Here is a 24,315-nt window from a genome sequence, read left to right as displayed (position 1 = left end):
AACATTGGTTAGTACATCGAAAATAAAATCACAAACAGATAATAAACAACAAGTTACCTATACAGCGTTCATGTAACCAATTGCTGAACATGACAAAACAAAAACCAAGATCCACATAAATTGACCGTTTACAGTGCAATATGATTCAAGTTGGTGCATATAAAAGAAAACCATCATAAATATACGCCCTAAACACTACCACTTTAGTGGTATGTGTATTTTTAAGGCATTGAATTTAAATAGATAATTTTATATATGTGATATTTTGACAACTTGGTTTAATTTTTGCTTGTTAACTCATAGAGCTAAAATTACCGATAAAGGACAGCCTATGGCTTCTCAAGACGAAGGATGGATAAAAACGACCTGTGCATACTGTGGTGTGGGCTGTGGAATAGAAGCAAGACCTAAGCTGTCTGGCGAGCTGGAAATAAGAGGAGATAAAGCGCACCCATCCAATTACGGTAAACTCTGTACCAAAGGAATTGCCCTTGGAGAAACCGTTATCCACGATGGTCGTATGCTCTCTCCCACCTTAAAAACAGAGCAAGGCGATGTCACCATCAGTTGGGATGAAGCAACGGCAAAAGTGGCTGAAGGTTTTACTCGCACGCTACGCGAGCACGGTCCAGAGTCAGTCGCTTTTTATGTCTCAGGGCAACTTTTGACCGAAGATTACTACGTCGCCAATAAGCTAATAAAAGGTTTTATGGGCAGTGCCAATATCGACAGTAATTCTCGTCTATGTATGGCGTCATCGGTGGTAGGACACAAACGTGCATTTGGTAGTGATACTGTACCGATCTGTTATGAAGATCTTGAACAAGCGGAAATGGTGGTCATTGTTGGCTCAAATCTGGCGTGGTGTCATCCCGTATTATTTCAACGATTACGCACCGCTAAACAGTCCAATCCAGCCCTTAATATTGTGGTTATTGATCCTCGAAGAACGGATACTTGCGATATCGCTAATACCCACCTTGCGCTAGCTTCTGGCTCTGATGTAGCGCTATTTAATGGCTTGCTTGCTCACCTTGCTGAACACAACGCATTAGATAATGATTTTATTGCATCACACACAACCGGTTTTGATGACGCGCTTTCTAAGGCGCAAGACCAAGCCGCTCAATCTCAAACAGATATAGAGCACATTACGCAATTGTCGACAGCGCAACTGAACGATTTTTACCACGCTTTTGCCAATACTGAGCGGGTAGTAACGGTTTATTCTCAGGGCGTGAACCAATCCAGCAGTGGTTCAGATAAAGTGAATGCCATTCTTAACTGCCACCTTGCCAGCGGGAAAATCGGTAAACCCGGTAGCGGGCCTTTCTCTGTGACAGGCCAGCCAAATGCGATGGGCGGGCGAGAAGTCGGCGCACTGGCAAATACTCTTACCGCACATATGGAATTTGACGAGCCTGAACATCTCCGCTTAGTCAGCGAGTTCTGGGATACGGACAACTTGGCGCAAAAACCCGGCCTTAAAGCCATAGAGATGTTCGATGCCATTGATTCAGGAAAAATCAAAGCCGTTTGGATCATGGCGACCAACCCTATGGTGAGCTTGCCAAACTCAGAGAAAATCAAATCAGCCCTAACGAAATGCCCACTGGTGGTGGTATCCGATTGTATCGCAGAAACTGAAACCACACGTTTGGCTGACATCGTACTGCCAGCACAAGGGTGGAGTGAGAAATCGGGGACAGTCACCAATTCAGAACGTCGCATCTCTCGACAAAGACGTATTCTGCCAAGCCCAGGACAGGCCAAACCCGATTGGTGGATCGTCAGTCAAGTAGCCAAAAAAATGGGCTATGCGAACGCTTTTGACTATCAGCACGAAGGGGAGATTTTTCGTGAATACACACATCTAACCTGTGTAGGAAACGAGCAGGGACAACGAGATCTCAACCTTATAGGTTTAACTCACTTAAACGATCAAGGTTATAGCCGACTGACACCTCAGCAATGGCCTGTTAGCCAACTGCAAGCACAGCCGGTTACGCAAAGATTATTTGGTGATGGGCGTTTTTATACCCCAGATGAACGCGCTCGATTTATAGGGGTTTCCTTTACCGCCCCAATCGCGAAAACCGACATTCAAACGCCACTGATATTAAACAGTGGTCGCTCGCGAGATCACTGGCACACCATGAGTCGAACAGGGCTATCGGCGAAGCTTGCAGAACATGCCAGTGAACCTTATGTACAAATTCACCCAAAGACCGCCGCTCAATTTTCTATCAAAGACAATCAGTTAGCTTGGGTGACAAACCCTCAAGGCTGCACACTTGTTCGAGCTAATGTCACGACTGATGTTTCCCCACAACAACTATTTATGCCCATCCACTGGAATGAAACAACCGCGAAAAACAGTAAACCCTGTACGCTGATTGCCAACACCACAGATGCGATTTCTGGACAGCCCGAATTTAAACATTCCTCCGTATCCATCTCACCTTTCATCAGCAAAAGTTGCGCTATTTTCATCTCTAATAAGACGATGTCACTGAGCAAAACAGATAGCAATATCGATTATTGGGTAAGACAAAAAGTACCACAAGGGTATTTATATCGTATCGAATCCAGTGTTTCCGTCAGTCAATTAATCAGCGAACTGACGCCGTATTTAGAGACACAAAATCATCGTCAGCTTAGCAATGAGTCTCGTAAGGACGGAGCGCGCTGGATCACCTTAGATAAAGAGCATGTCACCCAGTTACTCTTCATACAAGACAGATTTAAAAATAGCGAAATAGCCACAATGATAGAGGCATTTAATCAACCATTAACTTTGTTGGAAGCCAATGAAATTGTTCATGATTTATCGGTAGACAACGATTTATTCGTATCGGTATAGCAGTGTCAATCACTGAGCTTAATATCCGCATAAGTAGAATACCGCTATAGGTGGCGGTACAAGAAAAACAGTACTGAAAATCAACAATAAATGGGAATGAATTTACGTCTCACTCCCATTTGAATCCTTAATCAATATATTGCGTAATATATTCAGTCAAAGCAATGCCTTATCAGAATCCTTAACTATACTTTTGCTTAACATTACATTTCCTCCAATACGACATATTGAGGCTCGGAAAAGGACTTATACCGATGAGACTGTTTGTATTAATCATTTTAGGGTTTAGTGCCAATGTCTTTGCACAAGATAATAGTGTGTCTCAAGACACGCAATTTGAAGTAGGCAAAGCCAAGGCAAAAGTGTGTATGACTTGCCATGGTGAAGATGGTATTTCAACCTTAGATCCCTACCCTAACCTGCGTGGACAAAAGCTAGGGTATCTGATCTCCTCACTCAAAGATTATAAAGCCAGAGAGCGAACCAGTGGTTTGGCTATTTTAATGCAGCAACAAGCTGATTCACTCTCTGATCAAGATATTGAAGACATTTCATACTTCTTCTCCAAGATCGGCCAAGAACCTCAGCAGTAAAGGATTAACTGATGGAAAACGAAACCACGGTGTACAGCACCAAGGTCGTCAAATACTTTGTAGTGGCGTCCGTTGCATGGTCAATCATAGGCATGATTGTTGGGGTTATACTCGCCGCCCAATTGTATTGGCCAGTACTGAATTTTGATTCTGAATATTTTCAATTTGGCCGATTGCGCCCCTTACACACCTCGGGGGTGATTTACGGGTTCGTGGTGAACATCTTAATGGGAGCTTCACTGTATATTGCCCAACGCACCGGACAATGTGGGCTGTTTAATAAAAGCCTTGCGTGGATGGTGTTTTGGGGTTGGCAGCTGGTATTACTGCTTGCGTTGCTATCACTCCCATTGGGTTACACCACTTCAAAAGAGTATGCCGAGCTTGAATGGCCTATCGACTTACTTATCGTATTAGTTTGGGTGTTATACGCCATCCTTTTCTTTGGCACTATCGCCAAAAGAAAGGTCAATCACATCTTTGTTGCCAACTGGTTTTTTGCGGCATTTATCATAGTGATTGCACTGATTTTCGTTATAAACAACTTAGCTTTACCCGCTTCCCTCACCAAATCGTATTCAGTCTTTGCTGGCGCGCAAGATGCGATAGTGCAGTGGTGGTGGGGACACAATGCGGTAGGCTTTTTGCTGACCGCAGGTGTCATTGGAATGAACTATTACTTCATTCCTAAAGTCTCTGAACGACCTATTTATTCCTATCGCCTTTCTGTGATTCACTTTTGGGGGTTAGTGGGGTTTTACACTTGGGCAGGTACACACCACCTTATTTACTCTTCTGTGCCCATTTGGGTGCAAAACATTGGCATCGTAATGTCATTGATTCTATGGCTCCCATCTTGGGGTGGCGCATTCAACAGTGCTATGACCCTATTGCAAAATAAACAAAAGCTGAAAAACGATTACATCATGATGTTTTTCTTCTCCGCCATCCTCTACTACTGCCTAGCCACTTTTGAAGGGCCATTACTGGCAATTCGTTGGTTTAACATGATGGCGCATAACACCGAATGGATTATCGGCCACGTACACTCTGGCGCTTTAGGTTGGGTTGGTATGTCGGGAATTGCGACCTTCTACTATTTCATCCCGAAACTGTGGGGGAAAGACAAACTCTGGTCTACTCGATTGATCAAATGGCACTTTTGGCTGGCGCATGCAGGGGTCGCAATTTATGCCATTGCGCTATGGGTTGCGGGCATTGGCGAGGGTTACATGTGGCTTGCTCAAAATGAAAATGGTGAACTGATTTACAGCTTTGTAGAGGCAATGAATTTTAAAGCTCCGTGGCTATTCCTGCGCTTCTTTGGTGGTGCCTTGTTTGTACTTGGCTTATTCCTGATGGTGTTCAACCTGTATAAGACCGTCACAAAACCAAAGTTCGTACTTAAAAGGGAGGCATCATAATGAGTAAAGATTTCACACAATCCGTTTTTATTCTAATTATTGCAACCATAGTGGTCGCCTCTTTTTCTATTTTGGTACTGATTGTGCCCAATATAGTGCGCGGGCCTGAACTGGCGGCAAATAGCCAAGCGAAGCCACTAACTGCAATTCAAGTTGCAGGGCGTGATATTTATATCAGTGAAGGGTGTCATGTTTGTCATACACAAATGGTGCGCCCTTTAGAGCCGGAGATAAAACGTAATGGTCGTGCCAACCAAGAACCCGATGACATCTACGAGTTCCCGAACCTTTGGGGCTCAAAACGTACTGGCCCGGACTTGACTAACCTAGGTCGAAAATATTCTGACCAATGGCATGTTTTACATTTAGTGAACCCAAGAGACGTGATTCCAAGCTCCATTATGCCGTCCTATCCGTGGCTGTTTGAACAAAAGCTTTCAGGTGATGACATTACCGACAAAATGCGCACCCTGCGCACCCTTGGAGTGCCGTATAGCGACAACGATATTGCCGATGCTCGCCTGCAAGTTCGCGGTAAAACCAAAGGGGAAGCGCTTATTCATTATCTACAAAGTTTAGGGGTGGATACCGCAGAGGAGATCCGATAATGAGTAATTTCTGGAACCTATGGGCTGTGATCTGCACCATCGTTTTTTTTCTATTGATGGTCAGTATCGTCATCAAATATTGGAGAAAGAATCACGATGCCGACGCCAATAAAGCGCTCGGAACTTTTGATGGTATTGATGAAAATGACGCCCCACCTCCTAAGCTGTTATTTATCAGCTACTTTGTGGCTTTCTGTTTGTCTATCGGTTACCTAGTGCTATATCCCGGCCTGGGTAACTGGGAAGGACTGATGGGCTGGAAGCAAAGTGATGACAAGTTAAGCTCTCCCACCACAACTCTTGATCAACAATTTGCCACCCTCAATGACACCTCACTGGCTAGCCTTGCGCAAAACAGTGACATTACCAAATCGGGGCGAATATTATTTCAGACTCACTGCGCGGCCTGCCATAGGGACAACGGTCAAGGTCAGAAACACTTTCCTAATCTTATTGATAATGACTGGCTCTATGGTGGTAGCGATGAAGCCATTCTTCACTCTATCGAAAAAGGCCGCAATGGCGCGATGGCCGGTTACAACGAGATACTCAATCAAGACGAAATATCAAAGCTGTCTTACTTTTTAGCTTCGATAAACCAACGTCATACCGATGTGCCACCTGTAAAAGTAGAACTTGGGAAACAACTATTCACACAATACTGTTCTGCGTGTCACGGTGACGGCTCTGTGGGTAATCCCGCTATCGGAGTCCCGGTACTTTCGGACGATATCTGGCTACATGGCGGTAGCATCGAAGAGATTCAACATACGATTAAATTTGGCCTTAATAATGTTATGCCTGCTTTTGAAAAGCAGCTCACTCGCAACGAAATTTTAGCCATTGGTGCTATGTTGACTCAATCTCGAATCGATGCAGAAGCACATATTGCTGGCCTAGATAGCGAGGCGATTAAGCGTGGTGAATACTTAGCGCATGCCGGAGATTGTGTCGCTTGTCACAGCGCTGAAGGCGGTGAACCTTTTGCGGGCGGACTGCCATTTGTAACACCATTTGGCACCGTTTACTCAACCAATATTACCCCTCACGCAAGTGAAGGTATTGGTGAATACAGCTATGAAGACTTTAAGGCAGCACTCGTTGACGGTAAAGGTCGCCACGGCTACTTATATCCGGCAATGCCTTACACCTCATATCAATATGTCAAAGAACAAGACATGCAAGATATGTGGGAATACCTACAGTCAATCACGGCAGTAGCAAGACGCAACGACGACAACAGCATGATGTTCCCATCCAATATTCGTCTTGGGTTATTGAGCTGGAATATTGTCTTTATGGATACCGCACCACTTCAATATGAAGTGCCTGCCGAGATCAAAGACAGTGTTGATGATGTTGAGAAATGGCAGCAAGGGAAATATTGGGTAGCCGGTTTAGGGCACTGCTCTGAATGTCATTCACCTCGCAATCTCGCGCAAGCTATCATCAGCGATCGTATCTTCCAAGGTAATATCATTGATGGTTGGAACGCACCGGATATTACCGCCAATGAGTTGTATATTGATGGCTGGGATACGCAAGTACTTACTGACTTCTTGCACACTGGACACTCAGATAAAGGCACCGCTTTTGCGGGTATGGCCGATGTAGTCAAAAACAGTTTGAGCTTGATGACCCGAGAGGATGTTGAAGCGATGGCGTACTACCTAATTAAAGGTGACACCAACAACTTTGTTAGCGCCGATGCAACACCTCTGAAGCCGAAAGGATTTGATGAAAGTGCTTACAATTCCGACATCTATCCCGTCTATCAGCAAACCTGTGGAGCCTGTCATGGCGCTGATGGTAAAGGGCGCGATCCAATTGCACCGGCACTGCTCAATAACGGTATCATCATGCACAGCGACCCATTTAACACCATCGCGGTCACCGTGCGCGGACTAGAGCCGACCTATTTGGTAGAAGATAAGAACTTTATGCCGATGGCGAGTTTTGAAGACGTACTCTCAGATCAAAAACTGGCCGAATTGATCACCTTTGTTCGCTACCATTTAGGGGCAAGGGACATTGTGGTTTCAGAAGAAGATGTCAAAGAGGTACGGGAAACCCTTGAAAAAGCGGGGTATGCCGGTGGGGTACACACCACTCCTGACATGTATGACCAACGAGATCGCAACATCAATATCAAATAAGATAGATGCAATATAAACAAAAAACCCCAAGCAACGGTGAGCTTGGGGTTTTTATTATCAGATTATCACGGTCTAATTAGGACTAGTTTTTTACACGCTCTAAAACTGAAGAGTCAGTGTGAGCAAACGCCTTGCCGTAAATATCAAGCGCAGTAGTTTGTGAGTAGGTTAATGTATCGCCATCGATTTTAATGTTCATTGTAAAATCAGTTGTCGATGCATTGGCCGTCATGTAGTTAGACTCAGCAATACCGCGAGCTGCTACTTTAAGGCTCATCTCATTACCTGCTGGGCCTTCCGCGGTTACACAAGTGGTTCTTGGCACGCAGTAAGAGTTGTAAACCATGTGGTTGTCTTTATCGTAAATTAGGTATCCGCGCTGATCATGGAACTTTGTATCATCTAGTTTACGGAAAACTTCTTGTTTGTAATAAAGAGCGACTAAATATTGCTCACTGGCATTTGTTGCATCAGCCGCTACTTCAAATGTCATTACTTCGTAGAAAGGAGTGATTGCAGGGGCACCTTTACCTTGAGTTGTACCATCCTGCGCTGGAGAAATATCAACACCACCGCTTTCTACTGATTTCCAAGTACCAACAAACTGTGCTAAAGGTCCAAAATCTAAACCGTCAATAACAGTGTTGTCATGATCTGCTAGGGCGCTGCAAGGTGCTAATAAAGCAAGTGCGATTATAGACTTAAGTTTCATGTTGTATCCATTTATTGTTGTTGTTAATGAATATCAATAATAACTAAAGCCAATGAGCAATAAATTTGCACAAGTCAATTCCGCGACACCTCCCTCGCACAATAGTGTAACTATTTGTAAATAAAGTAAAAGCAACGAATGGCTTTATTTTATTTACACACTTTATAAACACGATAAAAAACAAGAGCTAAATGTTTCTTCTGTCTTAGGTATCTCAATAAAACGCTAAATAAATGCAACACATCCGACCAATAAATGAAAGCAATCAGTGGCTCTTTGCTCCTCACCCTTGATATAACTAAAATTTCAGCTATGGGTGTTAAAATGCACTGCTCGCAAGTCGAGGTAAAAACAATTTATCGCTAGACAGTCGCTTAGTCAGCAAAGAGTAACTTGATCACTGACGTTCCCATTACGCTATCAATGAGCTGCAGTGCGTTTTCCTCTGGCAGTTTATGCGCCACAAGTTCAATCAATTTTGTCACCCCAGCTTTTGTCTGTGGGTGAGACTCTTTCATCGCGGCATTGGCGATAAACATTCTGATGACCATGGAAAACTCTGTTTGAGAGAGCCCCCTCTCCCACGATTGAATAAAAGTGTCTTTAGACGAAAAATCGAGAGTAGCGGCAATAATAGGGAAAATTTTACCTTTTAACGCAACCGCAAAATCGCTGTTTGATGGGTAATAACCTTGTAAGGTACTTTTTCTCAGCCCTGTCTCTTTGGCAAGACGATCATAAGTAACGCTGCTCCACCCTTCGGCTAAAAATATTTTCACAATCAATGCATTGTAGTTTGCTTTATTTTCTTCTTTTTGTTGTTGAGTGATTCTTGCCATCCCTTGCCCCTACAATAAATAAACACTATTTAGTTTCACTATAGTATATAACCGTACCTAATCCGCAATCATTTTTTACTTGTTCATTTGACAAAGACTGCATGAAAAATAAAGTGATGCACCGTGCCCATATTCTACTCGCAACCTACTCACTAACGTGGCAATGCCTGTAGCATGTTTAGTTTTCAATCAAACAGCACAATTTACGTTGCTTATTGCCAAAATGCCCTTGAACTTTGCGTATCAAACCCAAATTTATCTATACGAAATAAAGTGCACTTATATTCGTTAAAACAACGAGATAACCTCAATCTCAATAACTAAATACTCAGAAATAACGTAGAAAAAAGCATCAATAACACGTTAGGATGACGCATTCTTTATGACGATTGATATAAGTAGGGAACTTTTTCTCCAATCTTTCATCTATTACTTATTACTTTGCTCGCAACAAGGAACAATCACATGCCAGCGCAGTCTTTCCAGCAACTACAACGCTACTTAGAAACCCAAGTTATTGGTCAAGACAATCTTGTCAAACAACTGCTTGTCGCACTTTTAGCCGATGGTCATATATTGGTAGAGGGACCTCCAGGATTGGCAAAAACCCGCGCCGTAAAATCCTTAGCTGATTGTATTGAAGGGAGCTTTCATCGAGTACAATTTACGCCGGATCTACTGCCATCAGACTTGACTGGTACCGATATCTATCGCCCAGAAACCGGAGAGTTTCAGTTCAAGCCAGGCCCTATTTTTCATTCGTTAGTACTGGCTGATGAAGTCAACCGCGCCCCAGCTAAAGTACAAGCCGCTATGCTTGAAGCAATGGCAGAAAAACAAATCAGTGTCGGACAAACGACTTACCCTTTGCCCGAACTGTTTTTAGTCATGGCCACCCAAAACCCAATTGAACAAGAAGGGACTTATCCATTACCCGAAGCTCAATTAGACCGTTTTCTACTGCATCTTGAAGTAGATTATCCTAATGCACAAAGCGAACTGGATATTCTGCGCCTAAACCGTGGAGAAGCTTTGGGTGAGGTGAGTACCTTTGACCATAAGTTGTCGCAACAAGATATCTTTGAGGCGCGTCGTCAGGTGCTGTCTATTCACATGGCGGAGACTATTGAGAAATACATCATTCGCTTAATCATGGCGACCCGTGAGCCCAGCGCTTATAGTGAGCAGTTAGTTAACTGGATTGAAATGGGCGTAAGCCCGCGCGCGACCATTGCTCTGGATCGCGCTGCACGCGCTAATGCTTGGTTGTCGGGACGCGACTTCGTAAGCCCAGAAGACATTCATGCGGTAATTTACCCAGTACTTCGCCATCGCCTATTGTTGACGTATCAAGCTCAAGCAGAAGGAATCAGCGGCAACAAAGTGATAGACGAACTTCTGCGCACCGTAGCATCCGCATAAGGCAACTGGCATGTTTGAACGTTTAAAAACGCATGCTTTTTGGGGCGGGAATAGCCACAGCTCAAACAAGGCTGAGCAGGTTTTATCGTCTGCTCACCTTCCCGCAAGCACCAACGGGGTAACCGTGAGTATTGATGAATTAAGTTTTTATCAGTTGCATGGAAAACGCTGGCAACCACCTGCAAAAAGCTTATGGTCACAACTTAATGGACAGCATTCTAGCTCACGTAAAGGGCGCGGAATGACATTCTCAGAAGTACGTCAGTACCAAGCTGGCGATGACGTGCGCCAAATCGATTGGCGAGTAACCGCACGCACTGGTAAAGTTCACACTAAACTGTTCACTGAAGAGCGTGAACGCCCAGTGATTCTTTTTCTAGATTTAACCCCAAGCATGTTCACAGGCACACAATTGCTGCTCAAATCAGTGCAAATGTGTCACCTCGCCAGCTTATTAGCATGGATAGCCATCGCCAATAACGATCGCGTCGGCGCCTTCATCCGCTTCGGCAGCAATATCACAGAAATCAGGCCATCCAACTCAAAAGTAGCCTTATTGCAACTCCTCAATAAAGTGTGTGATATACATAACCAAGGCTTAAAAACGCCCTTTAAAAACCTCGATAGCGAAAGTGATGCATCTTTACAGATTATCGCTAATCGCTGCAAGAAAGGCAGTGAATTAATCATTTTAAGCGATTTTTCTTCATTTTCAGAATCCGACACCACACTCATCACGCAGGTTTCGGCCCACAACAAAGTAAGAGCAATACAACTTTACGACCCAATAGAAATGGGAGACACCCATGCTAAAGGCGTGCAAAAGTTGCAAGGAAAAGAGCATATCGTTTCAGTCAATTTATCCAGTCGCAAAGCTAAAAATGCGATAAAAAACGCATTTGAAGAACAGCAACAATTATTGAACGGACAACTGAACCAATACGGTATTGCCCTTTCTCACATATCCAGCGGTAGCCCTGTCTTGCAACAACTTTTACATCATTCATTTTAAGTAATTATCCATGACCCAAACGAACCAAACGCATACACTCCCCCTTAAATCACTTCACTTGCCTTCAGAGCCAAGTGCTTGGCCTCTGGCATGGGGCTATTGGGGAGTTTTAGCATTAATCGTCATTGTGCTTCTTGCCGCTTTTATCATGCAGAAGAAAATACGTAATAGAAGCCGAGCGAAAAAAGCCGCATTGCATATTATTAATCAACCTTCACAACCACTGACGATCTCTGAGGTGCAAGAGCTATTGCGTCAAGCTGCATTAAGCTACTTCCCTCGCAATGACATCGCTCATTTAACCGGTGAACAATGGCTGTCCTTTTTAGATTCACAATTGTCTTCACCTCGCTTTGTGACGAAGAATGAGCAGTGGCAAAAAGGGCTATATTCTTCAGGTGTCAATGAGCACCAAACTGACACAGAACTCATTCAAGACTGTGCGTATTGGCTTGAAAATGCCCTTCCTCCAAAAAGAAAATATCGGAACTGGAATGAATCATGAGTGGTTTTACGTTTGAATGGTGGTGGATGTTTTTTGCATTGCCCCTGCCCTATCTCGCATTTCGCTTTCTAAAAGAACAACAAGCGAGCTCCTTAGTTGTTCTACCGCACTTGTCACAAGCTTCAACAGTGCAAGATAAAAGCACACGGCTGGCAAAAATTTTAGCCACCCTTGCGTGGATTTTATTAATAATCGCCAGCGCAAGGCCCGTTTGGTATGGCGAGCCTATCGAGATACACCCGAAGCACCGCGATATGATGCTGGTGATTGACCTTTCTTACTCAATGAGTCAGGAAGATATGCAACAAGGCAATGATTATATTGACCGATTGACAGCCGTTAAACATGTTGTATCCAACTTTATTGATAAGCGCTCAGGGGATCGATTAGGTTTAGTCTATTTTGCCGATCACGCCTATTTGCAAACGCCTCTTACCTTCGATAGAGAAACGGTAAAAGCTCAGTTAAATCAGACAGTTCTTAAGCTGATTGGAACCCAAACGGCCATTGGCGATGGTATTGGATTGGCAACAAAGACCTTTGTTGATAGTGATGCGCCGCAACGAGTCATGATTTTACTGAGTGATGGCAGTAACAATGCAGGCGTACTCGACCCTATTCAAGCAGCGGAGATCGCAAAAAAATATAAAGCGACGATTTACACCATAGGTGTCGGCGCAGGGAAGATGCAAGTGCGTGATTTTTTCATGACTCGTACCGTAAATACAGCTGAAGATTTGGATGAAGATGCATTGACAAAAATCGCTGAAATGACGGGTGGGCAATACTTTAGAGCCCGCAACGCACAAGACCTAGAGCATATCTACGACACAATCAACAACTTGCAGCCTATTCAAAAAGCCATTCAATCTTGGCGTCCTAGAAACGAATGGTTTATATGGCCAGCACTCATCGGTTTGCTACTCGTCATAATCACTCTTGTAATAAGGAGAAATGATGTCTAATTTTGAGTTTCTTTATCCGCAAGCATTTTGGCTTGCAGTCCCTGTTACTCTGATTCTGGTTTGGATGAAAAACAGCTCTGCGGGCTCACAAATGGTCGCGACGCATTTGGCTAATGCCATGAGAGATAAAATCCAGAAAAAATCATGGTCATATTTATGGCCTTCGATATTTTCAGCTCTGCTTATTGTCGCCCTTGCAGGACCTAGCTTTGAAAAACAGAACATTCCAGCCTCTCAATCGACACACGCACGCGTATTGGTGCTCGATATGTCGCGTTCGGTTTACGCAAACGACATAAAGCCAAGCCGTCTAGATCAAATTCGATACAAAGCCCAAGATATTCTGCCTTTGTTTAAACAAGGGCAGACTGGATTAGTTGCATTTGCTGGCGATGCTTATACGTTAAGCCCGCTCACAACAGATGCAACAACACTGGCAAATTTAATACACAATCTTTCGCCAGATATCATGCCTATTCAAGGGGCAAGAGCGGATCTTGGTGTAAAGCAAGCCATCACTATGATGAAACAAGCAGGCCTAAATAAAGGTGAGATACTGCTGTTTGCCGATGATCTTGATAAGAGTGAATTAGATGGCATCAAAGAGCTGTTAAATAACGGTCAATGGTCGTTATCAGTATTGGCCTTTGGCTCCGCAGATGGCGCCCCAATTCCACAGCCTGACGGATCTCTTCTAACCACCTCGACAGGTGCAACGGTAATAGCAAAAACTCAGTTTAACCATTTAAAGTCAGCCGCCAACACCGGCAACGGTCACTTTGCTCAATATCGCCACGATAACCAAGACATCACCAGCCTTGTCTCAAACTCAACTTTCTCCCCCCTAACCTCCCCAAAAACGGGAGACACCCATGGTAAAAAGAAAGTAGAAGCAAAGATAAATAATGGCTTTTGGCTAATGCCATTCGCATTGCTATGTCTATTGCCGCTGTTTCGAAAAGGCGTAGTGTTTTCAGCCACAATACTCTTTGTAGGACTTGGTTTAAATGCAAATAGCGCCCAAGCATCTACATTAAACAGCGCCTTTTTAAATTCAAATCAACGTGGATACTCAGCCTTTCAGGACAAAGATTTTAAGGGTGCCACCCATTCATTTAAAGACTCTAAATGGAAGGCGGCGGCTCAATATAATGCCGGAGATTATGCCGAAGCGATTAAAAATCTGGAGGGGTTTAACGATGCAGATTCTCTCTACAATCTGGGAAATGCTTACGCTCAACACGGTGACTTAGACAAAGCGATTGCGAGCTATGAGTCGGCACTTGAGCAAAACCCTGATAATTCCGATGCAAAATACAACCTTGAACTGGTAAAAAAACAGCAACAGCAACAGCAACAGCAACAGCAACAGCAACAGCAACAGCAACAGCAACAGCAACAGCAACAGCAACAGCAACAGCAACAGCAACAGCAACAGCAACAGCAACAGCAACAGCAACAGCAACAGCAACAGCAACAAAAGCCTGAAGGCAAGTCATCGCAGAGTCAATCTAAAGACCAACAAAATAACCATCAAACTGATAAAAATAGTGATCATCAGGGTTCTAACAAGTCTCAATCTGCATCCCAAAAACAAAATTCAAATAAAGAAGACCAAGATAGTAAAACGAGCACTAAGAAAACATCAGAACAAGGAAATGCATCGAAAAAAAATCAACAAAAACAATCAGTAGACGAGCAACGTACACAAGCAAAAGAATCCGAAAGTTCTACTTCCGATAGTAAAAACACAAATAAATCATCTTCGTCAGCCAAAGGAACCACTCAGCAACAAAAAGTTGATCCTGACATGAGAAAACTAGAACAAGTAGAAAGTGTTCGAGACCCTAGCTATTTGCTGAAAGCACAAATGCTACTTCAAGCAAAAAATAAAGAAACACCAGTATCAAATGGAAAAAGTTGGTAGCAATAATGATTAAATTTAAATCCGTCATTACCTCACTTGCATTCACTGCGGGCTTACTCTGTAGCTTTTCGTCGTGGGCATTGAATATCACTGCGAGTGTTAACAAGACTACTGTGACCAAAGATGAAATTATACAGCTAAAAGTCAGCGCCGATGAGAAGCTTGATAGTGACAGCATCGACCTAAATACGTTATCCGATGACTTTTACGTAAGCAGACCAAGCTTTGGCTCATCGGTAAACATAATGAATGGTAAGCGGACCGATAGCAGTGTCTGGACGGTCTCTATTGCCCCGCGTAAAACAGGAACACTGACAATTCCAGCTTTCACTATCAAAGAAGCCAAAACATCACCTATTTCGCTGACAGTGACAGCTAACGCACAGGCTCCTAAAACGAAAGATCTTATCGAAATTCGTACGAAGTTAGATAGAAAAGAACTCTATCCAAATGAAAGTACCATTTTAAATACTCGAATTATCGTTAAGGTTGATCCACGCCTGCTACAAAATCCGAGTTTAACTCCACCAAAAGCAACGGGATTACAGCTAGATCCGCTTGCAGAACCTAAACAATATCAAGCCGTTGTTAATGGTGTAGAGTCGCTTATTATCGAGCAAGCCTTTCGCGTAACAGGAAAAGCAAGTGGCGATTTCACAATTAACGCTCCAACTCTCTCTGGAGTAGTACGTTATGGAAACCGCCAAGGTAATAGTCACCTTATATCGCTCGATGATAAGCCTCAGCAGGTCGCCATAAAAATACTTCCGATACCTGAGAACTATCATGGGCAATGGCTACCAACCTCTAAACTAGAACTGTCTCAACATTGGCAGTTAGACAACAATAAACCGGTAACCAAAACATCAGTCACTATCAACGCTGGTGACTCACTAACACGCACAATTAACGTCACAGCAGCAGGACTTACTTCCGCACAGCTACCCAATCTAACCATCGAGAACCCGGATGCGTTTCGTGTATACAATGAAAAACCAAGCTTTGTAGAAAACGATAATGGCAGTATCAGTATGAACCTTAAGCAAGTGTTAATCGCTAAGCATAGTGGGGAATACACTCTACCTGATGTCACTCTACAATGGTGGAACTCAAGAACAAAGCAAGCGCAAACAAGCCATGTCGATGGACTCAACGTAATTGTCAAACCAGGCGATAACCCAGAAGTCGCGGTAGCCCAACCTCAATCTATACCACCATCAAATGCAAATAATAATGCGAAAAATCCATCCTCAAATATGGACACCCATATTAACTCTGGGATTTGGCCAACATTAACCGCTATATTTGCAGGCTTATGGTTACTCTCTACCATTATGTGGTTGCGAGCTCGAAAACAGACATCTACTCCAGAGCAGGTATCTATAAAAAGTGAAATGAATGATAACTTGAAAGCCCAACTGATTAAGATAGTACAGCAAGGTGATTCAATAAAAGCCCAAGCTATATTGGAACGCTGGCTAAAAACTGAAGATGTTAAACAAGATGATATAAAGATGATCAGGGAACAGATTACTATTATGAATCAAGCATTAATCGGGAAAGAGCCTAATGATTGGGACTGCTCTGAGCTAATCAAGCTAATTAAAAATGCTCGTTGTAACGAAATTAGGAAAGACTCTTACCTTGCAAAACTTTAGTTAATATCAGATAACACCACCCTCATACTGGGTGGTGTTTTATTGAAGAAGTAATCTTTCCCTGAAATATAAATAAGATAGATTCATAAAGGTTTTAATGGTGCCACCCATTCATTTAAAAACACCAAATAACGTATTATTAAATAGCCACCCATCAAAAATATCATACTAAATCTCAGTCTATAACGGATACCAAGCGCCTAATTATTGACCTAGAATGCAATAAATATCCTGTATGGGAGCTTTAAAATGCCTCGTCCTCGAAGAACCCAAATTAGTATTGAAGACACTCCCTATTATCATTGTTGCAGCCGAGTGGTTAGGCGGGCTTATCTCTGTGGCTATGATTCTCATTCGGGCAGAAACTATGACCATCGAAGAGCATGGGTTGAATCACGACTGCTTAAAATAGCGGGTATCTTTGCCATCGATATTGCAGCATTTGCCATTATGTCAAACCACATGCACGTTATATTGCGAATTGATATCGATACGGCAAATAATTGGAGTGACCGCGAAGTTGTAGAGCTGTGGCATCAACTATTTAAAGGCGATGAATTGACTCATAAGTTCACAAAAGGTGAATTAATTGAGGAGTCTGAAATTGCCATTCTTAAACACAAGATAGCAACCTACCGCAGTCGTCTGTGTGATATTAGTTGGTTTATGCGCTGCTTAAATGAACCAATAGCACGACGAGCAAATCAAGAAGACCAGTGTTCAGGACGATTCTGGGAGGGGCGCTTTAAATCTCAAGCTTTACTCGATGATGCAGCACTTCTGGCATGCATGGCGTATGTTGACTTAAACCCCATTAGAGCAAAGCTCGCGAGTACTCTTGAAGGATCAGATCATACAAGCATTCAACAACGTATCCATTGTGCAGCAAAGGGCACCCAGCCAAAACCTCTCCTACCGTTTATAGAAAATGAACAAAACAATCTAGCCAAAGGGATTTCATTTCCGTTAAAAGAATACCTCCAATTAGTGGATAGCACTGGTCGACTTATCTATGAGGGCAAGAGGGGCGCTATCGATAAAAATAGCGCAAGCTTACTGACAAAGCTCAACATCCCTCATGATAATTGGCTAAATCTTACATCCAATTTTGGTAAGATTTTTCACGGGCCAGTAGGTACGCTCGAAGAACTGACTTGCTACTGTGAACACTTAGAAAAAAAGCGACGTCATTTCATAAACTGCTGTCAATACCTTGAAGCTGGTTAATGACAAACTTCTACTCATTGCCTTATAACGTATTTTCTACACAAGAAAACAATGCCTTTCGCAATTTATGTTGAACAAAATAGTACAATTTAAAACCAATAATAAATCACCAATGCATTTCAGGCGTATTCATAGCATCTAGTTCACTTTAGTGATAAAGCTTCTATGTAACTTATCTGCGCCACACATTAAAAAATTTAACAATGGGTGGCAACTTAAAACACTTAGAACACTTAGAACACTTAGAACACTTAGAACACTTAGAACACTTAGAACACTTAGAACACTTAGAGAAAAAGCGACGTCATTTCATAAACTGCTGTCAATACCTTGAAGCTAGTTAATGACAAACTTCTACTCATTGCCTTAGAACGTATTTTCTACACAAGAAAACAATGCCTTTCGCAATTTATGTTGAACAAAACAGTACGATTTAAAACCAATAGTAAATCACTGAGGTAATAAGCATTCTAAAAACTCGTCAATTTCAGGGGCTTTGGCTTCAGCAGGTCTCAGTAAATAATAGCTTTGTCCTGACGTTATATGGTGAGGATACGGACGCATTAGGCGATTTAGTTTTAGGTCTTCCTCGGCGAGGGTAATATCCCCTATAGCAATACCAAACCCTTGTTGAGCCGCATTCATTGCTTGATCGAGTGTCGAAAATATCTGATTTCTCTTACCTTTTTGCAATGTATTGCCGGCTTCTTCCAACCACAGAGCCCAATCACTATGTGATGGATTTGCATGTAGCCAAGTGAAATTAGACAGTTCACTGTCACTCCATTGAGACTGCTCTCCGATAACTTTATCCCATAGTTGTGGTGCACAAATTGGAGTTAACTTCTCTTCAAACAAGACATGTTCACTGACAGATAGAGAATGAAGGGGTCTACCATAGACTATCACCAAGTCAAATGACTCAAAGTTAGGCAAATGTTGATGCTTAATGCTAGATGTCAACTCTACTTCGATGTCAGGATGATCTTGCTGAAACGACATAAGTCTTGGTAGAAGCCACGAAGTAACACAACTTGGTGCATTGAGCTTTATTCTATTTGAACGTTCGGCAACTTTCACAACAGCTTTTTTTAAGCGCTCAATAATGTCCTCAGCCAAAGGGGCAAATTTACTCCCCTCTACTGTTAACGCAAGCCCCCTAGCCTGACGATAAAATAGCGCAACGCCCGTCAACTCCTCTAATGATTGGATCTGACGACTAATCGCCCCTTGAGTCATATTCATCGCCTGAGCGGCATGAGTAAAATTCAGATACTCAGCAGTAGCAAGAAAAACTTGTAAGCTTTTTGTTGAGGGTAACCTTGTATTCATTACGATCTAGTCATGATTAAAATGCATGGCTAGTATGTATTTATTTCGATACTTACTCAAACGTTTTTTGATTAAATTAGCCAAATAAACACTGAAAACTGAATTGTTAGGCAGTTTTAATAATTTAACATTCAATATGAGCAATTTACCGATGACATCTCTGGCTGCAAAACTCGCTCCTGAAAGCATAAAAAAATTAATACCATACCAATCTGCTCGTCGTATTGGTGGTGAAGGTCGATTGTGGTTGAATGCCAACGAATTAGAGCATGGTGTTCACTACGGTACACACACTGACGACTACAATCGTTACCCAGACTTTCTACCTCATGATATTGCCAAAGCGTACCAAAAATATTGCAAAACTGATGTTCCTGCGGTCGCTGTACGTGGCGCTGATGAAGCAATTGATCTACTGGTTAGAACGTTCTGCAAACCCGGTGCAGATAAAATACTCATTAGCTCTCCTACCTATGCTATGTACGAATTCTGTGCTGATGCAATGGCAGTGGAAACTATTGACGTACCGCTAAAAGGTGATTTATTTCAATTAGATGTAGAAGGTATTGTTGAAAAAGCTCCTCTAGCCAAAATAATATTTCTATGCTCCCCAAATAACCCTACAGGAAACTTGCTATCTCGTGCAGACATCGTTTCTGTACTAGAGGGAACACAACAAGAAGCTCTTGTTGTTATAGATGAAGCCTATATTGAGTTTGAACTTGCAGAAACTGTTGTAGACCTTATTGCTACGTATCCAAACCTAATCGTCATTCGTACACTATCTAAAGCTTTTGGACTAGCGGCAGTACGTTGTGGCTTCATCCTTGCAAATGAAGATGTGATGGAATTTGTATTGAAGCTAATTCCTCCTTATCCAATGCCTGACTGTTCGGCAAAAATTGTGTTGGATGCACTGTCTCCAGAAGGTATTGATATTGCTATAAAAAGCACCTTAGAGGTGATTGAAGCCAAACACACTTTTATCAACGCAATCAAAGAGAATCAATGGATAGAAAAAATCTATCCATCTTCCACTAACTTTGTACTCATTCGTACACACCAAAAAGCTCAGCTTTTTAACTACTTAAAAGAACATGGGGTCGTTACTCGTAATCAATCTCATGAACCAGCACTCAATAACTGCGTCAGAATCACTATAGGCTCATCAGAGTCGATGATAGAAGTCGCTCAACTTATTAATCAATACTCAGTTTCACCGCTATAAGAAGGGAAATAAGAATGAAAAAGCTCCTAATTGCACTTACTTTTGCCGCATCACTCTGTTCTGCCAACGTTATGGCGAAACAAGTTCGTCTAGCATCAGATTTTACTTACGCCCCTTTTAACTACAAAAATGCGGATGGCAAACCTGTTGGGTTTGATATTGAGATCGCAGAAGCGTTATGTACTGAAGCAAAACTGGATTGTACTTGGGTGTCTCAAAGCTGGGATTCACTCATTCCTAGTCTATTAGCACGTAAATCAGATGTAATCATGGCTTCTATGCGTATCACTGCAGAACGTAAAAAACATGTATTATTTACCAACAAGTACTACCAAACTCCTGCACGTTTTGTAGCAAAAACTGATAGTAACATCAGCATTGACGAGCAAGGTCTTAAAGGAAAAACCATCGGTGTACAACAAGGTACAATCCACGATCGTTATGTCACTGAAAAATTTGGTAAAATTGCAACAATCAAACGTTATAGCGGTCAAGACGAAGTTTACCTAGACATGCAAAACGGTCGTCTGGATGTCACGTTTGGTAATGCAGATCAGCTACTACTTGCTTTCTTAGATAAAGAAGCGGGTAAAGGTTTTGAATTTAAAGGTAAAGCTGTAACAGACAAAGCTTATATCGGTGAAGGCACAGCTCTTGCCCTAAGAAAGCAAGATAAAGCCCTAGCAGAGAAATTCAATAAGGCTATCGCAGCAATCAGAGCGAATGGTACTTACGATAAAATTGCATCTAAATACTTCAACTTTGATATTTACGGCGAAGATATAAAATAACGAAGACCAAGGCCTGATTGTACAATGCATCAGGCCTTAACTTTCCACTCTAAACAATGATCTATAAACGAGACACCCATTGAAAGCCCTTCCCTAAAGCTATAAAAACAACTCAACCTCAATACGACTTTATCAAGACACCCACACTTAGAATTCTCCAAAGCAATATCAGCACAATCACTTTTTATTAGGCCACCCATACAAAAGCCAGGTTAACCTAACTCAAGTGACACCTATACATTCTGTTTAAATAACATGACACCCACGAATAAAAAGAAGTACAAACCTCCTACTCCGATCCGGTAATAACGTGCCACCCACTAAATGCTTTCAGATACCTCATTCTCACTGCTCATAGATAAAACTGAACAACCTAATTTCTCTTTGATAGGTTTTTCCTATTGTAACGATAGAAACGTTCAAATTTAACTGCACGCTGGTTTGAGGCAATATAACTCCATCGACGCAATACAGCGTTAACCACTCAATCAAGCAAAGAGAAAAACAAAATGATCAATACAGAAATCAAGCCATTCCAAGCTACAGCATTCAAAAACGGTGAGTTCGTAGACATCACAGAACAAGACGTAAAAGGCAAGTGGTCTATCTTCTTCTTCTACCCAGCTGATTTTACTTTTGTTTGTCCAACTGAACTAGGTGACCTTGCGGACCACTACGAAGAACTACAAAGCCGCGGCGTAGAAGTTTACTCAGTATCAACTGATACTCACTTCACTCACAAAGCATGGCACGCAAGCTCTGACACAATTGGTAAAATCAACTACTTCATGGTTGGTGACCAATCAGGCAACATCACAAACAACTTCAACGTAATGCGTGAAGGTCAAGGTCTTGCAGACCGCGCTACATTCCTAGTTGACCCAGAAGGCGTAATCCAAGCAATGGAAATTACTGCTGAAGGCATCGGCCGTAACGCAGGTGACCTACTACGTAAAGTTAAAGCAGCACAATACGTTGCCGCTAACCCAGGCGAAGTTTGCCCAGCTAAATGGGAAGAAGGCGAAGAAACTCTAGTTCCTTCTCTTGACCTAGTAGGCAAAATCTAAGAATAGAACCTAATAATAATTAGAGTTCAACTGGCACGCTTTAGCTTATCTACTAAAGGCTCAAAGCGTGCCACTTTTATTATATTAACCCTCTTGCAACCCATTTTTTTATTTACCCTTTTTTAGCAAGAAGGTATGAGACCTTAAGCTACCAACTTTAGAGTAGGCACCATTATGTTAGATCAAGCAATGAAGCAACAGCTAAAAGCATACTTAGAAAACCTAAAAACAAACGTTAAACTTGTACTTAGCCTCGATAGCAGTGACACCGCTAACAAGCTACAAGCACTAGCTGAAGACATTGTTTCACTGACTAACAAAATTGAAATTGTTCGTGATGACAACGCAAGTACTCGCAAACCAATCATGCAAGTAGTTAACCCTGAAAAAGGCACTGCCATTGGTTTTGCCGGACTCCCTATGGGACACGAATTTACTTCATTGGTTCTAGCACTTCTACACAGCGGTAATCATCCAATAAAGTTAGAAGCTGAGACGATTGAGCAAATTAAAGAGCTTAGTCAACCACTTAATGTTGAGATCTTCATTTCACTTTCATGTCAGAACTGTCCTGAAGTGGTTCAAGCTTTCAACATGATGTCAGCAATTAATCCATTAATTAAAACAACAATGATTGATGGTTCAGCGTTCCAAGATGAAGTGAAATCTCGCGATATCATGGCCGTACCAAGTGTATTTGTTAATGGCGAACTCTTCGGTCAAGGCCGTATGTCTCTTGCTGAAATCCTAAACAAAGTAGATTCTGGCGCTGCTGAGAAAAAAGCTGCAAGTCTAGACAAACAAGCACCATTTGATGTTCTTGTTGTAGGTGGTGGTCCTGCGGGCTCTTCTGCTGCTATCTATGCCGCACGTAAAGGCATCCGCACAGGTGTCGTTGCTGAACGCTTCGGTGGTCAAGTAATGGATACCATGGCAATCGAAAACTTTATTTCGGTCAAAACAACGACGGGTCCTAAGCTTGTTGCTAGCTTAGAAGAACACGTTAAAGAGTACGGCGTTGAAGTTATCACCGAACAACGTGCAGCCAATATTGTTGATGCTCAAGAAACAGAAGATGGCTACATTCATGTTGAGCTAGAAAGTGGCGCAAAACTGAAAGCTCGCACAGTAATTACCAGTACAGGTGCTCGCTGGCGTGAAATGAACGTTCCAGGTGAACAAGAATACCGCAATAAAGGTGTTGCTTACTGCCCACACTGTGATGGCCCATTATTTAAAGGTAAGAGCACAGCAGTTATCGGCGGAGGAAACTCAGGTATTGAAGCGGCTATTGATCTTTCTGGTATTGTTAAACACGTTACCGTACTTGAATTTGCCGATACACTACGCGCTGACCAAGTACTTATCGACAAAGCCAATGCTACACCAAACATCGATATCATCAAGATGGCACAAACTACTCGCGTGTTAGGTGATGGCAACCGTGTAACCGGTCTAGAATACAAAGACCGCAATACCGATGAACTGAAGCAAATTGACCTTTCAGGTATCTTTGTACAAATTGGCCTAATGCCAAACAGTGAGTGGCTAAAAGGTACAAAAGTAGATTTATCACCACGTGGTGAAATCGAAATCAATGCACACGGCGCAACATCAATGGCAGGTGTATTTGCAGCTGGGGACGTGACTACCGTTCCTTACAAGCAAATCATCATTGCGATGGGTGAAGGTGCAAAAGCAAGCTTAGGTGCTTTTGACCACCTAATTCGTAACCCTGCACCGGTTAAAAATGCAGAAACAGCGTAATACATCGCGCTAAAGCTTATAAAGGTCTAGTATTCACAATACTAGACCTTTTTCATTTCTGCTTGCCAATACAACACTATGTAATCCCCTCTTCTTAACACGTGATCTACCTATCGAAATGATGCTGTAACTGTCAACGACATACATTCAATTAAGCTATGATAATTAATACCAATCACACTAAGTAAGTGATCAGAAATAACGCGGGGGAAATGCTCG

At 42.4% G+C, this 24,315-nt stretch carries 19 protein-coding genes; 16 read left to right on the top strand and 3 right to left on the bottom strand.

Annotated elements, in window-relative coordinates; genetic code table 11:
- The first annotated feature begins 331 nt into the window (after positions 1-331).
- The 5 genes from VEZ01S_RS09830 to VEZ01S_RS09810 all read left to right on the top strand — a co-directional run bounded on the left by VEZ01S_RS09830 (position 332) and on the right by VEZ01S_RS09810 (position 7,644).
- Entirely contained in the window at positions 332-2,863 is a 2,532-nt protein-coding gene (locus tag VEZ01S_RS09830; protein WP_021713891.1) for a molybdopterin oxidoreductase family protein, read from the top strand.
- 254 nt (positions 2,864-3,117) lie between these two features.
- Complete coding sequence (locus VEZ01S_RS09825; RefSeq protein WP_021713890.1) at positions 3,118-3,456, top strand: c-type cytochrome; 339 nt, start codon at positions 3,118-3,120, stop codon at positions 3,454-3,456.
- Between the two features lie 11 nt (positions 3,457-3,467).
- Positions 3,468-4,880 (top strand): cytochrome-c oxidase, cbb3-type subunit I, encoded by a 1,413-nt coding sequence (gene ccoN, locus VEZ01S_RS09820; RefSeq protein ID WP_021713889.1) that lies wholly within the window; start codon positions 3,468-3,470, stop codon positions 4,878-4,880.
- Positions 4,880-5,488, top strand: a complete 609-nt coding sequence (locus VEZ01S_RS09815) for a cbb3-type cytochrome c oxidase subunit II (protein ID WP_021713888.1) — start codon at positions 4,880-4,882, stop codon at positions 5,486-5,488. The genes ccoN and VEZ01S_RS09815 overlap by 1 nt, the downstream gene beginning before the upstream one ends.
- The gene (locus VEZ01S_RS09810; protein WP_021713887.1) at positions 5,488-7,644 is read left to right on the top strand and encodes a c-type cytochrome; all 2,157 of its coding nucleotides are present in this window, start codon (positions 5,488-5,490) and stop codon (positions 7,642-7,644) included. Before VEZ01S_RS09815 ends, VEZ01S_RS09810 begins: the two co-directional genes overlap by 1 nt.
- Before the next feature lie 82 nt (positions 7,645-7,726).
- Here the strand turns inward: VEZ01S_RS09810 and VEZ01S_RS09805 are convergent, their stop codons facing one another.
- Together VEZ01S_RS09805 and VEZ01S_RS09800 are read right to left on the bottom strand one after the other, a co-directional pair.
- Positions 7,727-8,356, bottom strand: coding sequence for a heme-binding beta-barrel domain-containing protein (locus VEZ01S_RS09805; RefSeq protein ID WP_021713886.1), 630 nt, complete (start codon positions 8,354-8,356; stop codon positions 7,727-7,729).
- Positions 8,357-8,730: 374 nt separating this feature from the next.
- A complete protein-coding gene (locus VEZ01S_RS09800; RefSeq protein WP_021713885.1) occupies positions 8,731-9,195 on the bottom strand; it encodes a hypothetical protein in 465 nt (154 codons plus the stop codon).
- A 465-nt stretch (positions 9,196-9,660) separates the two neighbouring features.
- Between VEZ01S_RS09800 and VEZ01S_RS09795 the strand changes: the two genes are divergently transcribed.
- From VEZ01S_RS09795 to VEZ01S_RS09765, 7 genes are all read left to right on the top strand, one after another.
- Complete coding sequence (locus VEZ01S_RS09795) at positions 9,661-10,617, top strand: AAA family ATPase (protein WP_021713884.1); 957 nt, start codon at positions 9,661-9,663, stop codon at positions 10,615-10,617.
- Between the two features lie 10 nt (positions 10,618-10,627).
- Positions 10,628-11,629: a DUF58 domain-containing protein gene (locus VEZ01S_RS09790; RefSeq protein WP_021713883.1), complete on the top strand. Its 1,002-nt coding sequence runs from the start codon at positions 10,628-10,630 to the stop codon at positions 11,627-11,629.
- Between the two features lie 10 nt (positions 11,630-11,639).
- Complete coding sequence (locus tag VEZ01S_RS09785) at positions 11,640-12,134, top strand: DUF4381 domain-containing protein (protein WP_021713882.1); 495 nt, start codon at positions 11,640-11,642, stop codon at positions 12,132-12,134.
- Positions 12,131-13,099: a vWA domain-containing protein gene (locus VEZ01S_RS09780; protein WP_021713881.1), complete on the top strand. Its 969-nt coding sequence runs from the start codon at positions 12,131-12,133 to the stop codon at positions 13,097-13,099. The genes VEZ01S_RS09785 and VEZ01S_RS09780 overlap by 4 nt, the downstream gene beginning before the upstream one ends.
- A complete protein-coding gene (locus VEZ01S_RS09775; protein ID WP_021713880.1) occupies positions 13,092-15,026 on the top strand; it encodes a VWA domain-containing protein in 1,935 nt (644 codons plus the stop codon). The genes VEZ01S_RS09780 and VEZ01S_RS09775 overlap by 8 nt, the downstream gene beginning before the upstream one ends.
- A gap of 5 nt (positions 15,027-15,031) precedes the next feature.
- A complete protein-coding gene (locus VEZ01S_RS09770; RefSeq protein WP_021713879.1) occupies positions 15,032-16,684 on the top strand; it encodes a BatD family protein in 1,653 nt (550 codons plus the stop codon).
- 249 nt (positions 16,685-16,933) lie between these two features.
- Entirely contained in the window at positions 16,934-17,911 is a 978-nt protein-coding gene (locus tag VEZ01S_RS09765) for a transposase (protein ID WP_021713878.1), read from the top strand.
- Between the two features lie 450 nt (positions 17,912-18,361).
- Here VEZ01S_RS09765 and VEZ01S_RS09760 read toward each other — a convergent pair whose 3' ends face one another.
- The gene (locus tag VEZ01S_RS09760) at positions 18,362-19,243 is read right to left on the bottom strand and encodes a LysR substrate-binding domain-containing protein (RefSeq protein WP_021713877.1); all 882 of its coding nucleotides are present in this window, start codon (positions 19,241-19,243) and stop codon (positions 18,362-18,364) included.
- 151 nt (positions 19,244-19,394) lie between these two features.
- Here VEZ01S_RS09760 and hisC point away from each other — a divergent pair, with 151 nt between their 5' ends.
- The 4 genes from hisC (at position 19,395) to ahpF (ending at position 24,096) form a co-directional block, all read left to right on the top strand.
- Positions 19,395-20,471: a histidinol-phosphate transaminase gene (hisC, locus tag VEZ01S_RS09755; protein WP_021713875.1), complete on the top strand. Its 1,077-nt coding sequence runs from the start codon at positions 19,395-19,397 to the stop codon at positions 20,469-20,471.
- A gap of 14 nt (positions 20,472-20,485) precedes the next feature.
- The gene (locus tag VEZ01S_RS09750; RefSeq protein ID WP_021713874.1) at positions 20,486-21,262 is read left to right on the top strand and encodes an ABC transporter substrate-binding protein; all 777 of its coding nucleotides are present in this window, start codon (positions 20,486-20,488) and stop codon (positions 21,260-21,262) included.
- 509 nt (positions 21,263-21,771) lie between these two features.
- Positions 21,772-22,329 (top strand): alkyl hydroperoxide reductase subunit C, encoded by a 558-nt coding sequence (gene ahpC / locus VEZ01S_RS09745; RefSeq protein WP_021713873.1) that lies wholly within the window; start codon positions 21,772-21,774, stop codon positions 22,327-22,329.
- A gap of 174 nt (positions 22,330-22,503) precedes the next feature.
- Positions 22,504-24,096: an alkyl hydroperoxide reductase subunit F gene (gene ahpF / locus VEZ01S_RS09740; RefSeq protein WP_021713872.1), complete on the top strand. Its 1,593-nt coding sequence runs from the start codon at positions 22,504-22,506 to the stop codon at positions 24,094-24,096.
- Positions 24,097-24,315: the final 219 nt, after the last annotated feature.

The organism is Vibrio ezurae NBRC 102218, from assembly GCF_000467185.1.
GTDB lineage: Bacteria > Pseudomonadota > Gammaproteobacteria > Enterobacterales > Vibrionaceae > Vibrio > Vibrio ezurae.
This window is presented reverse-complemented; position numbering and strand designations above follow the sequence as displayed.

What these genes read in the sequence shown, in the direction of transcription:
- VEZ01S_RS09830 (WP_021713891.1), top strand. Translation starts at nt 332, where the DNA reads ATGGCTTCTCAAGACGAAGGATGGATAAAAACGACCTGTGCATACTGT.
- VEZ01S_RS09825 (WP_021713890.1), top strand. Translation starts at nt 3,118, where the DNA reads ATGAGACTGTTTGTATTAATCATTTTAGGGTTTAGTGCCAATGTCTTT.
- ccoN (WP_021713889.1), top strand. Translation starts at nt 3,468, where the DNA reads ATGGAAAACGAAACCACGGTGTACAGCACCAAGGTCGTCAAATACTTT.
- VEZ01S_RS09815 (WP_021713888.1), top strand. Translation starts at nt 4,880, where the DNA reads ATGAGTAAAGATTTCACACAATCCGTTTTTATTCTAATTATTGCAACC.
- VEZ01S_RS09810 (WP_021713887.1), top strand. Translation starts at nt 5,488, where the DNA reads ATGAGTAATTTCTGGAACCTATGGGCTGTGATCTGCACCATCGTTTTT.
- VEZ01S_RS09805 (WP_021713886.1), bottom strand. Translation starts at nt 8,356, where the DNA reads ATGAAACTTAAGTCTATAATCGCACTTGCTTTATTAGCACCTTGCAGC.
- VEZ01S_RS09800 (WP_021713885.1), bottom strand. Translation starts at nt 9,195, where the DNA reads ATGGCAAGAATCACTCAACAACAAAAAGAAGAAAATAAAGCAAACTAC.
- VEZ01S_RS09795 (WP_021713884.1), top strand. Translation starts at nt 9,661, where the DNA reads ATGCCAGCGCAGTCTTTCCAGCAACTACAACGCTACTTAGAAACCCAA.
- VEZ01S_RS09790 (WP_021713883.1), top strand. Translation starts at nt 10,628, where the DNA reads ATGTTTGAACGTTTAAAAACGCATGCTTTTTGGGGCGGGAATAGCCAC.
- VEZ01S_RS09785 (WP_021713882.1), top strand. Translation starts at nt 11,640, where the DNA reads ATGACCCAAACGAACCAAACGCATACACTCCCCCTTAAATCACTTCAC.
- VEZ01S_RS09780 (WP_021713881.1), top strand. Translation starts at nt 12,131, where the DNA reads ATGAGTGGTTTTACGTTTGAATGGTGGTGGATGTTTTTTGCATTGCCC.
- VEZ01S_RS09775 (WP_021713880.1), top strand. Translation starts at nt 13,092, where the DNA reads ATGTCTAATTTTGAGTTTCTTTATCCGCAAGCATTTTGGCTTGCAGTC.
- VEZ01S_RS09770 (WP_021713879.1), top strand. Translation starts at nt 15,032, where the DNA reads ATGATTAAATTTAAATCCGTCATTACCTCACTTGCATTCACTGCGGGC.
- VEZ01S_RS09765 (WP_021713878.1), top strand. Translation starts at nt 16,934, where the DNA reads ATGCCTCGTCCTCGAAGAACCCAAATTAGTATTGAAGACACTCCCTAT.
- VEZ01S_RS09760 (WP_021713877.1), bottom strand. Translation starts at nt 19,243, where the DNA reads ATGAATACAAGGTTACCCTCAACAAAAAGCTTACAAGTTTTTCTTGCT.
- hisC (WP_021713875.1), top strand. Translation starts at nt 19,395, where the DNA reads ATGACATCTCTGGCTGCAAAACTCGCTCCTGAAAGCATAAAAAAATTA.
- VEZ01S_RS09750 (WP_021713874.1), top strand. Translation starts at nt 20,486, where the DNA reads ATGAAAAAGCTCCTAATTGCACTTACTTTTGCCGCATCACTCTGTTCT.
- ahpC (WP_021713873.1), top strand. Translation starts at nt 21,772, where the DNA reads ATGATCAATACAGAAATCAAGCCATTCCAAGCTACAGCATTCAAAAAC.
- ahpF (WP_021713872.1), top strand. Translation starts at nt 22,504, where the DNA reads ATGTTAGATCAAGCAATGAAGCAACAGCTAAAAGCATACTTAGAAAAC.